This window comes from Chroococcidiopsis sp. TS-821 (assembly GCF_002939305.1).
Lineage (GTDB): Bacteria > Cyanobacteriota > Cyanobacteriia > Cyanobacteriales > Chroococcidiopsidaceae > Chroogloeocystis.
Window position 1 is genome coordinate 86321 of record NZ_MVDI01000007.1, and the last position, 10882, is coordinate 97202.

The following is a 10882-nucleotide window of genomic DNA, read 5'->3' on the forward strand; positions in this document are numbered from 1 at the left end:
GTCTTGTTTGTCAACCCAGTTTATGTGTAAAGACGTGTATTTTAGCACGAAATACGCTTCCAAAATATTCAAGCATCCACAAGCTTTTTAAGACTAACTCATAATTAATTCTTCTTTCCTACACCCTTGCACCTCTGTCTCATTTAGCTGAAGCTTCAGACTGCAGATCGGCAATTAACTGGCTCAACTCAGTGCTACTTGCTTGGTAAACTGTCCCGCAAAAATGACACGTTGCTTCAGCGCCGTCGTCTTTTTCAATCATGTCTTGTAGTTCGGCTTCACCGAGCATTTTTAATGCTCCAAGCATCCGCTCAAATGTACAACCACAATGAAAACGTACCAACTGCGTTTCTGGCAAAATCTCTAAACCCATATCTCCGAGTAGTTCCCCAAAGATTTCAGGTAATGTTTTTCCAGCCTGCAATAGCGGTGTAAATCCTGACAAGGCGGCGACGCGAGATTCTAGGGTCTGGATGAGTGCTTCGTCCCGTGCAGCTTTTGGTAAAACTTGGATCAGCAACCCGCCTGCGGCTTGTACTCCTTCACTTCCCACAAATACGCCGAGAACTAATGCTGATGGCGTTTGTTCAGAGGTTACCAGGTAGTGAGTAATGTCGTCACCGATTTCCCCAGAAACTAGCTCTACAGTACTCGTGTAAGGATATCCATAGCCAACATCACGCACAACATATAAGTAGCCGTCGTTTCCAACTGCACCCCCTACATCTAGTTTTCCTCTAGGATTGGGAGGTAGTTCTACAGTAGGGTTATCCACATAACCGCGTACAGTACCATCTAACCCAGCATCAACAAGAATTCCATCAAGCGGACCATTGCCTTTAATTCGAATGTTGACTCGCGATTCGGCACGTTTCATATTTGATGCTAGAAGCAGTCCTGCTGACATCGTACGTCCCAAAGCTGCCGTGGCTACGTACGAAAGCTGATGCCTCTGTCTTGCTTCCTCGGTGAGGCGAGTGGTAATGACGCCCACCGCCCGAATTCCTCCCTCAGCTGCTGTGGCACGAATTAACTGATCTGCCATGTCCCTTACATTTCTTTACATATCCTTTTTTATTCTAAGGTGGAGATAAAGCAAACGACTGAGAAAATTAGAGCAATGATAGTTAACTCGATCGCATAGTAGCCACTAGTAACTATTCACTCACCCCTCATGCATAAGTTCAGTCATACTAAAAATAAATTGATTAGGCGATCGCAACGATTATCATGCTAGGTACTTTTCAACAAAGCCAACTGCGAATAGAAATAGAAGCGTCAGCAGCCGCAATTCGCGACAGTATACTGCGTCCAGAACAGCTACAAAAATGGCTGTGGTTCCAACGCCTAGCGCCAGGAATGCCCGAACAACTACACTCAGGATTTACTTTCACAAGTTGGACAGGACCAATTGCCATTCGCCATCAAGTAGAAGTCGCAACACCTGTTTGCGTGCGCTTTTTACTAAGTCAAGGCATTGATGGATATCACGAATGGTACTGGGGCGAAGGCTGGGTACAATCCTCTTTGGCTGGCATCTCAGTTTTACCCCTCAACTTGGCACAAACGATAAGTCTACTCAGTCTCCGTCAGTTTCTAGCAACGAAATCAGCTTAGCCTTGCATTTGGCTTTTCTTCAGACATAGCATATTGACTGCCCTTCTGACGCACTTGCTATGTCAAGTCACTTTAATCGTGTAGCTTTTTAAAAATAAAAATATTGTATTAAAAAATAATAATAGATATAAAATTCTTATAAATATAAGTCAATTTTTCCCCAGCTTAATATTTAAAAACAATACTAAAAAACAACTAAAAGCCACACTAGAAACCGAATTTGCCTATTATAGGCTTTTTATCTGTATCAAAGTATAAAGTATGTACGCTCAGAAAACTGTACTTCATGATACTAGATGATTAAAATGTGTAGCAAAATCAACAAAAAATTTTCCGCAAAAGCGGTTGCTTTCAGTGAAGTTATTGGTAAGCTGAATAATCAATAATTCAACTATGCCTAAAGCAAACTATGCAGGTATGATAGTCTGCAATAGTAAAAGTGTATTATTTGGGAATAACTTACTCCTAGCGAGGAAAAAGCACTGTCAAAAATCACTTTACAAAATTCTGTATACCATCTCTTATCAAGTTTTAAGAAGCTCGTGCAGAAACTATGCAAATATTAGCGATCGCTTTAATATAGTTGCTATTTCTTAGTTAAACTATTTATTTTGAACTTTTATGTCGCTCAGTCGCCCTAAAATTAATAGTTACATACAATGAGTCAAAGGAGGAGATGCTTACTGATAAAGCTTTTTCTGAGTGGATATTAGAGCTATTTGATTATATTAATTGCTAATATTTACACCTTAATTTCTGATACAAGATGCAAATTTCAGCAATTAATCGACTGTGAATTTATTGATAAAATTTTGTCTTAGCGTACGACAGTATACTTTGCTTGAGTAGCCCTGACTTTAATCGGAGGGCATCTATGATTCGTGCTTTTTCAAATTTATCTTGTAAACAATTGTGCGATCTACTTTTCTACTTTAGGCAATTGAGTTGACATAAAGCAGAAAAACTTATCTCTTCTCTTGATTTTATTGTAAGAAGCAAATGAACAACTGTTCGTCAGTAACATAACTAAGAATTTTTAAATTAAGGTTCTTGGCTATCGTAGCTGCACTACAGCCAGTAATAACTTATTTTAATTTGGAGTTTTTAATGAATGAAAATAGTGCATAAACAGCTAAATACACAATGCGCTCTATATAAAGTTAAGCAACTAATGAACCAGGTAAAATTAAGGAGAATAAATTGTGATGAATCAGCCAAGCCATCCTATCATGAAAAGTAAGGAAGCGATCGCACAAGAAGAAGTCGCAAAAATTCTTGATGCAATCCTTGCTGGAAAGTACTCTTGGGCGTGTGTATTATTTCTACATCTTTATGGTTACGAACCTTTAGATTACATTCCATACAATACTTACAATCGACTAATAAAACAAAACCGTAAAATAGTCAGCTCGAGTTGCCAGAAAATTGATAAATGTAATTAAAAATCTACTAGCAGTCTTGCCTTACGTAGCAAAAATGTTAAAACTGTTTCTTCTCTGGAGATAATATCTGCGATAGCTTCCATTCCTGGTTGAATAGGATAAGATTGCTCGCCCCGAACAAAGTAAGGTCTTTCTGGCTGGATTGTCACTTCGTAATACGGCGCAGCAGTAACACCATTATTTTCAGAGACAATCACATCAGGTGCGATCGCCCGTACAACACCGCGCAGCGTGCCGTAGTCTGGATAAGGATAAGCAGAAAAGCGCAACTGCACTTTACCTTCATTACAGTTTAAAATCTGTGCTTGTTCGCAGATGCTTACTTTAGCAATGTCTTCGGCTGCCACTCTTGCTTTAATGACAATTGGTGCGTCACTCGGAGCAATTTGGGCAATAGCATCTCCTAAGCTTACCACTTGACCGGGATTGCGTAAATTCAACTTTAGGATAGTACCCGCAACAGGTGCTATGATAATGGTTCTACCAAGTTCAATCCCTAATTGTCTCAGTTCTTCCTCGTCGCGTTCGAGTTGATTTTGGATTTCGACTTGGCGTTGCAATAGTTGTTCCCGTTCTTTGTTTAATGTCGCCAAAGTTGCCAAACCTCTAGCACGTTCTTGGGCAATGCGTTCGTTTGCAATTGTTACAGAAGCATTACTAGGATTGAGTGCAGCTTTAGCACGCGATAATCTTGCCAGGGCAACTTTAAAAGCTTGTTCTTTCTCCTTGACTTGTAGCGTAGCGATCGCACCAGTGTTTGCTAGTTGCTGATACCGCTTCATTTCCTCACTAGCCAATTCCACCGCAGCTTCGGCTTCTTGTACTTCCGCTTGCGATACGACTAGTTGATCTTTATAACCTCGTTGATTAAGACTCAAGTCAGCTTGAGCAGCGGCAATATTACGGCTGATTAAATTACTCTCCGAGTTTTGCTGAGCATCAAGGGCTTTAATTTGGGCAGCAATGCGCTCAAGTTGTCGTTGGTTTTGCTGAATATTAGTTTGGAGTTGGCGTCTTTGAGTTTGCAAGCGAGAACTATCTAGCGTGGCGATCGCATCTCCCCGTCTTACTTCCTGATTTTCTTTAATTAAAATATTCTTGTCAGTGCCGTTGGTAGTGCTGGTAGCGGTAGAGGTACAAGAAGTCGTGTAATAGGTGGATCTGGTTCTGGTGTAGTTATCATAGTTGCCGATTTTCTGACTCAGGTGATGCCGCAGATCCAGTAAATTTGGTTCGGAATAAGTTAATCGCAAACAGGATAAAAGTTTGAATTTTATTCAAGCTCAAAAAACTTTACATCTAGATTTATAAAGCAATGAAACTCTACTAAGTAAGTGAGTAAGAATAAATATAACTTAAGTCCTGGTAACTGCTAATTTGTCAAGCAGTATCTATTACCTATTACCTAACAAATGTTAAGTGTGATATTTAATTATGCCCACCTACATATTTAAGAATAAGTAAACACTTATACAGGAAACAAACCCTGTATTTTCTTCTTTTAAGAATAAGTAAACACTTATACAGGAAACAAACCCTGTATTTTCTTCTGATGTTTTCTATAATACATTTTTCAAGAAAGATTCAAGTAGTTTTAACAATGTATATCGACTAAGATTTATTGCATTAATAATACTGAATATATAGATAAATGGCGTATATTTTAATACCCATTGAATGGAAAACAAGAATATGGTAACTAATTAAATCAGCTTACTTTTTACTGAAATCTCTACTGATGAAGAAAGCTTGTTTGGAGGAAAACAGCGAAATCGTTCTTTGCTGCCAAAAGGCGGTAGTAAAAACTTTACCATTACCTTTGATTTCTTCCCTATCTTAGGTACAGGTAGCGGTAGTGCCATCAGTGGTAAGTCCGGTGATGCAATTGGTAGAACTGCCGTAGTATTTATCTTCTAGTAAGTAGAATCACGCCTAAACGCCAGAGTACACCTTGCTAATGTCCTGAGATTTGAGAACACAACTAATTACACCAGAACTTCACCTTTAGGATACCGCTATGTTGCCATTAGCGGTTGAGCAGAGAATAAAACCTGCTATTTTTCCTTTTTATCCCTTGCAAACAAAGTCCGAAATGAAATACCAAGTTGTTCGACAGCATAGTGAAGAAGACTGTGGCGCGGCTTGTATTGCCACTATTGCCCGACATTATGAGCGAACTTTTGCTATTAACCGTATCCGAGAGGCTGTAGGTACTGGGCAACTGGGAACAACGTTATTGGGACTAAGACAGGGGGCAGAAGCACTCGGTTTCAACGCACGTTCTGTCAGGGCATCAGCTGAGATCTTAGACCAAATGCAGGAAGCGCCATTACCCGCGATTATTCACTGGCAAGGCAATCACTGGGTTGTTTTATACGGACAACGAGGTAGGAAATACATCGTTGCCGATCCTGCGACAGAAATTCGTTATCTCTCCAAAAAAGAGTTGATGGAAGGCTGGAAAAATTATGTCATGCTTTTGCTAGAACCAGACCCTATCCGTTTCTACGCCCAAAGCAACGATAAGGTCAGCCATTTTGGACGCTTTTTCAAGCGCCTCTGGACATATAAAACTGTAATCTTGCAGGCTTTGCTCTGCGCTATGGTTATTGGTTTATTGTCGTTAGCGTTTCCTTTCTTAATTCAAATTCTTACCGATGACGTGTTAGTACGAGGCGACACTAGGTTGCTTGCTGCTGTAGCCTTAACAGTTGTCGCCATGAACATCGTCAACAGCATTCTCAAACTAGTTCAATATAACCTTGTTGCTCACTTTGCCCAACGACTGCAGTTAGGACTGATTCTAGAATTTGGGCGACAAATTTTGCGATTGCCACTAACTTACTATGAATCTCGTCGTAGTGGCGAAATTGTCAGTCGCTTAGAAGATATTCAAGAAATTAATCAGTTAGTCTCTCAAGTTGTTGTCAGTTTACCAAGTCAGTTTTTTATTGCGGTCATTTCTTTTAGCTTCATGCTTTTTTATAGCGGGAGGCTGACGCTACTTGCGATTTTTATCGCCGTCTTCATGACTTTATCTACAGCTGTATTCTTACCAACACTACAGCAAAAAGTCCGTAGTGTCCTCGTTTTAGATGCTGAGAACCAAGGTATTTTAGTCGAAACTTTCAAAGGTGCATTAACCCTCAAAACGACAACTGCAGCCCCTCAATTTTGGGAAGAATTTCAAAGTCGCTTTGGTCGCTCTGCAAATCAAACTTTCCGCACGATTCAAATTGGTATTATTAACAATACATTTTCTGGGCTAGTCTATGGCATTGGCAGCGTCACCTTACTCTGGTTTGGCAGTACCCTTGTCATTAGCCAGCAGTTGAGTATTGGTCAACTACTTGCTTTTAATGCCATGAATGCTAATTTTCTAGCTTTCATTAGCACTGTCATCGATTTCGTCGACGAATATACCCGCGTGCAAACCGCTACCCAGCGTTTAACTGAAGTTATTGACGCTACGTCAGAAAACCAAGGCGATCGCAAAAAGTCTTTCGATCCGATAATTCGCGATAATGCAGACATCATCTGCACAAATTTAAACTTCCACTATCCAGGTCGAGTTGAATTACTTGAGGATTTTTCGCTGACAATTCCTGGCGGTCAAGTTGTTGCCTTAATTGGAAAATCAGGCTGCGGCAAAAGTACCTTGGTAAAAATCATTGCCGGTCTATATTCACTGCAATCTGGTAATATCCGCATTGGTATCTACAACCTGCAGGACTTAGCTTTAGATTCTTTACGACAACAAGTTGTGCTCGTTCCGCAAGAGGCTCATTTTTGGAGTCGCTCAATTGTAGAAAACTTCCGCCTAGGTTCTCCCGCAGTTAAATTTGAGCAAATTGTGAAAGCCTGCCAAATGACAGAAGCTGATGATTTTATTAGTAAACTTCCTGATAAGTATCATACTATTCTCGGCGAATTTGGGGCTAATATTTCCGGCGGACAACGCCAACGTTTAGCCATAGCCAGGGCAATTGTTAATGACCCACCAATACTAATTTTAGATGAGTCAACTGCCGGACTAGACCCAGTAAGTGAAGCTCAAGTTTTAGACCGCCTTTTATCTTATCGTCAAGGTAAGACGACAATTTTAATCAGCCACCGTCCGCGAGTCATCAATCGAGCCGATTGGATTATACTACTAGAGCAAGGTAAACTAAAACTTCAAGGTTCAATAGAAGATCTCCAATCATTACCAGGAGAACATTTAGAATTCATCACTCCTTAAAAACACAAAACAGTGGTGACTTGCGTCCCCGCATCCCTATGTCTCCCCTGCTCTTTGAACAATAAGTTTTTAAGTTCTTATATCATTGGCTTAACTACCAATACTGAACAATTTGCACTCTCGACAACTTGACTACTAACTGAGCCTTGAATGATGCGCTTCACACCTTGTAAACCGCGACTACCAATCGCAATTAAATCAGCTTGGTAGATATTCGCAATCCGCACAATTTCCTCTGCCGGATCGCCGCTGACAATTTCTACCTGACTTTCTCTGGGTAACTTATCGCGATAAGCTGCGAGCTGCTTTTCTATGTTTCGGTAAGGAACTTCTGCTGCATAGGCGTGAGGTAGATCGGCAACCATGTCGAGATCGGATATCGGTGGCGGAATCACGTGACAAAGGATAATTTGGCTATCAGGTGGCAGTTGGAGTTCTTGTACAGTTTGAATAACATGTTCTGACAGGTCTGAACCATCAACAGCGACCACAATTGTTTTTAACACAAGCTCTTCTCCTTTGTGCTGCACTGAGGCTAAGACTTTGGCTGCTCCCCATCATTTATTCCCCAAGGATCGCCTTTAGGCTGCGTCCTTAAGCGTACCGATGCAGCATGAGATGGCAATCCTTCAGCTTTTGCGAGAACTTCGATTGCTCCTGCAACTTTTTGGAGGGCGATCGGTGAATACTGAATGAGACTGGAGTGTTTTAGAAAAGTCTCTACACCCAACGCTGACGCATAACGTGCGGCTCCCGAAGTAGGTAGCGTGTGGTTTGGTCCTGCTAAGTAGTCTCCCACAGCTTCTGGTGTTGAAGAACCTAAGAAAATCGCCCCAGCATGACGAATTTTTTCGAGCAACTCCCAAGGTTCTGCGACTTCGAGTTCCAAATGTTCTGGCGCAAACTCATTTGAAAGTTCGGCAGCTTGCGCTAGCGAATCGACAATCACAATCAAGCCATAATGCGCGATCGCTTTTTCGGTTAAAGTTCGGCGCGGATGATTTTCGAGTTGTCGCTCAACCTCAGCTTGTACTTTCTTGGCTAACTCCGCATCCGTCGTTAACAAAATTGCCGCCGCCATCGGATCGTGTTCGGCTTGTGCTAATAAATCAGCGGCGACATAAGTCGCGTTCGCAGTTTCATCGGCAATGACAAGCACTTCGGAAGGTCCTGCGAGCGAGTCAATACCAACAGTTCCATAAACAAGTTTCTTTGCCAAGGTAACATAGATATTGCCCGGTCCTGTAATTATGTTTACCTTGGGAATCGTTTCCGTACCATAGGCTAATGCCGCAATTGCCTGCGCTCCGCCTACACGATAAATTTCTTCTATCCCAGCTTCCTGCGCTGCTACCAATACTGCTGGAGTAATTGATTTCCCTACACCTGGAGGTGTCACCATAATCCGCCGTGGGACTCCTGCGACTTTTGCCGGAATCGCATTCATCAGCACAGTGCTTGGGTAGGCGGCTCTGCCACCAGGCACATATAGCCCTGCTCTGTCTACAGGCGTGTAGCGTTTGCCTAAGACCACATCATCGTCGCCAAAGTGAACCCACGATTTGGGGACTCTTTGGCGGTGAAAAGCTTCAATTTGACGGCAGGCGAGCCGAATCGCATCGAGCAGTTCTTTCGACACTTGCTGGTAAGCCGCATCTAATTCTGAACCGCTAACGCGTAGCTCTTCTTGTTTGAGGTTTTGGTGGTCAAATTCTGCTGTGTAGTGCAGTAAGGCTCGGTCGCCTTGGCGCTTCACTGCTTGAAGCACTTCCCGCACTGTCGCTTCTTTGTGAACCACTTGGTCATCGTGAGTGCGATCGCAGATGCGTTGTAGCTCTGCTCGTACCTCGGCTTGCTGAGTAATTATTCGCAGCATGAAGTTCGGACTGTGGCTTTCTAGGAATTACCAAATCGAGTACAATTTCTTTTTTATCGCTTAACCCTAACCAGAAGGCAAAGCTAAGCTATACTCGTTTCTCTAGCTTAACCTGGATTTTCCGGATAATCGCAATATTGCTAAATTGAATGCTATATTAGTACATCTAGGATTTTGTCATTATAACTTTATTGTTTTCCTGGGTTTAACTGTGGCGAATACAAAATCTGCTATCAAGCGTATCAAAATTGCAGAACGAAACCGACTCCGTAACAAAGCTTACAAATCGGCAGTCAAAACTTTGATGAAAAAATACTTGACCGCTGTAGATACTTATGCTGCCAATCCTACTCCAGAAGCTAAGCAAGAAGTGCTTTCGCGTATGGCAGCAGCCTACAGTAAGATAGATAAAGCTGTAAAACGCGGCGTGCTGCATCCCAACAACGGTGCCCGCAAAAAATCGCGTTTAGTGAAACGATTGAGACAGTACGAACAAGCAGAAGCATCAGGGAACTAAGCAATAGGGAATAGTAGACAATATCTCTTCTGTTACCCCTAGCTCTAAAAATGCAACTCATAGACTCTCACGTTCATCTCAACTTTGATGTGTTTGAACCAGACTTGCCAGCGGTGCGCTCGCGCTGGCAAGAAGCTGGCGTGGTACATTTAGTTCACTCGTGCGTGGAACCAGCAGAATTTGCTAGTATTCAATTACTTGCGGCAAAAATTCCTGAGTTGAGTTTTGCGGTTGGTTTACATCCCCTTGATGCGGATAAGTGGAACGCAGAGACGGCCTCTCAGATTACTGCCTATGCTCGCTCAGATCGTCGAGTTGTAGCGATAGGAGAAATTGGGTTAGACTTCTATAAAGCGGAGAATCAAGCACGTCAAAAAGAAGTATTGGCGCGACAGCTAGCGATCGCAGACGAGTTAGACTTACCTGTGATTATTCACTGCCGCGACGCAGCAAACATTATGCGCGATATTTTACAAGATTTTAGACAACAGGGTCGTCGAATCAAAGGAGTTATGCATTGCTGGACGGGAAATCCAGAAGAAACACAATGGTTTCTTGATTTAGGGTTTTATGTGAGTTTCAGTGGTATAGTCACATTTAAAAATGCTAAGCAAATTCAAGAGTCCGCAAAAATGGTCTGGAGCGATCGCCTGTTAATCGAAACTGACTGTCCGTTTTTATCTCCGGTTCCAAAAAGAAGTCAAAAGCGCAATGAACCAGCGTTTGTCCGGTATGTAGCCGAAGCTGTAGCAAATTTACGTGGCGTGACCTTAGAAGATATTGCTACGCAAACAACAGCAAACGCTTGCAAGCTGTTTGGGCTTTCGATATAAACTTCAATCTAGCTAGCAGCTAAACCTAGCACATTTCAGTTGAGGTTGGCAAAAGCTGTCAGAAAAACGCCATAATATTTAATGAAGTAAATATGAAACTATTTTTCAGGCAGTTGCTTATCATTCACCCTTTTCGGCACTCGACTACCTTGGCGATCGCCAACCATCTTAAGATAGAGCTAACTGAAGTTATACGTAATTGCTGTTAAGGCTTTGCAGTGCTATTGCTGCGAAGTCTGCTTGTTTTCGACACATTACTCTTCAAAAGCATTCAGCAAACAAGGCAATTCATCTCTCCTGTGGAGAACGACCCACTTTCCTAAGAAAGGAGTGTCATGCGACAGACCAAAGCAAAAT

The 10882-nt window shown here is 42.0% G+C and carries 10 protein-coding genes; 6 read left to right on the top strand and 4 right to left on the bottom strand.

Annotated elements, in window-relative coordinates; all coding sequences use genetic code 11:
• Positions 1 to 139: 139 nt before the first annotated feature.
• Positions 140 to 1045 (bottom strand): Hsp33 family molecular chaperone HslO, encoded by a 906-nt coding sequence (gene hslO, locus B1A85_RS17080; protein WP_104547948.1) that lies wholly within the window; start codon positions 1043 to 1045, stop codon positions 140 to 142.
• Positions 1046 to 1230: 185 nt separating this feature from the next.
• Between hslO and B1A85_RS17085 the strand changes: the two genes are divergently transcribed.
• Together B1A85_RS17085 and B1A85_RS17090 are read left to right on the top strand one after the other, a co-directional pair.
• The gene (locus B1A85_RS17085; RefSeq protein WP_104547949.1) at positions 1231 to 1617 is read left to right on the top strand and encodes a hypothetical protein; all 387 of its coding nucleotides are present in this window, start codon (positions 1231 to 1233) and stop codon (positions 1615 to 1617) included.
• Positions 1618 to 2822: 1205 nt separating this feature from the next.
• Entirely contained in the window at positions 2823 to 3059 is a 237-nt protein-coding gene (locus tag B1A85_RS17090; RefSeq protein WP_104547950.1) for a HetP family heterocyst commitment protein, read from the top strand.
• Here the strand turns inward: B1A85_RS17090 and B1A85_RS17095 are convergent.
• Positions 3056 to 4312: an HlyD family efflux transporter periplasmic adaptor subunit gene (locus B1A85_RS17095; protein WP_210404532.1), complete on the bottom strand. Its 1257-nt coding sequence runs from the start codon at positions 4310 to 4312 to the stop codon at positions 3056 to 3058. The genes B1A85_RS17090 and B1A85_RS17095 overlap by 4 nt on opposite strands.
• 496 nt (positions 4313 to 4808) lie before the next feature.
• Between B1A85_RS17095 and B1A85_RS23995 the strand changes: the two genes are divergently transcribed.
• Complete coding sequence (locus tag B1A85_RS23995) at positions 4809 to 4976, top strand: hypothetical protein (protein ID WP_168192421.1); 168 nt, start codon at positions 4809 to 4811, stop codon at positions 4974 to 4976.
• Between the two features lie 175 nt (positions 4977 to 5151).
• A complete protein-coding gene (locus B1A85_RS17100) occupies positions 5152 to 7299 on the top strand; it encodes a peptidase domain-containing ABC transporter (protein WP_104548069.1) in 2148 nt (715 codons plus the stop codon).
• Between the two features lie 77 nt (positions 7300 to 7376).
• Here the strand turns inward: B1A85_RS17100 and B1A85_RS17105 are convergent, their stop codons facing one another.
• Both B1A85_RS17105 and hisD read right to left on the bottom strand, forming a co-directional pair.
• On the bottom strand, positions 7377 to 7805 hold the full coding sequence (locus B1A85_RS17105) for a universal stress protein (protein WP_104548070.1): 429 nt from the start codon (positions 7803 to 7805) through the stop codon (positions 7377 to 7379).
• Between the two features lie 29 nt (positions 7806 to 7834).
• Positions 7835 to 9175, bottom strand: coding sequence for a histidinol dehydrogenase (gene hisD, locus B1A85_RS17110; RefSeq protein ID WP_104547952.1), 1341 nt, complete (start codon positions 9173 to 9175; stop codon positions 7835 to 7837).
• A gap of 211 nt (positions 9176 to 9386) precedes the next feature.
• Here hisD and rpsT point away from each other — a divergent pair, with 211 nt between their 5' ends.
• Together rpsT and B1A85_RS17120 are read left to right on the top strand one after the other, a co-directional pair.
• Positions 9387 to 9692 carry a 30S ribosomal protein S20 gene (gene rpsT / locus B1A85_RS17115; protein ID WP_104547953.1) on the top strand — a complete coding sequence of 102 codons (306 nt, stop codon included), beginning with the start codon at positions 9387 to 9389 and terminating at the stop codon, positions 9690 to 9692.
• A gap of 50 nt (positions 9693 to 9742) precedes the next feature.
• Positions 9743 to 10525: a TatD family hydrolase gene (locus B1A85_RS17120; protein ID WP_104547954.1), complete on the top strand. Its 783-nt coding sequence runs from the start codon at positions 9743 to 9745 to the stop codon at positions 10523 to 10525.
• Positions 10526 to 10882 lie beyond the last annotated feature (357 nt).

Coding starts and splice junctions, on each gene's coding strand:
- hslO (WP_104547948.1), bottom strand. CDS start 1,045: ATGGCAGATCAGTTAATTCGTGCCACAGCAGCTGAGGGAGGAATTCGG.
- B1A85_RS17085 (WP_104547949.1), top strand. CDS start 1,231: ATGCTAGGTACTTTTCAACAAAGCCAACTGCGAATAGAAATAGAAGCG.
- B1A85_RS17090 (WP_104547950.1), top strand. CDS start 2,823: ATGAATCAGCCAAGCCATCCTATCATGAAAAGTAAGGAAGCGATCGCA.
- B1A85_RS17100 (WP_104548069.1), top strand. CDS start 5,152: ATGAAATACCAAGTTGTTCGACAGCATAGTGAAGAAGACTGTGGCGCG.
- hisD (WP_104547952.1), bottom strand. CDS start 9,175: ATGCTGCGAATAATTACTCAGCAAGCCGAGGTACGAGCAGAGCTACAA.
- B1A85_RS17120 (WP_104547954.1), top strand. CDS start 9,743: ATGCAACTCATAGACTCTCACGTTCATCTCAACTTTGATGTGTTTGAA.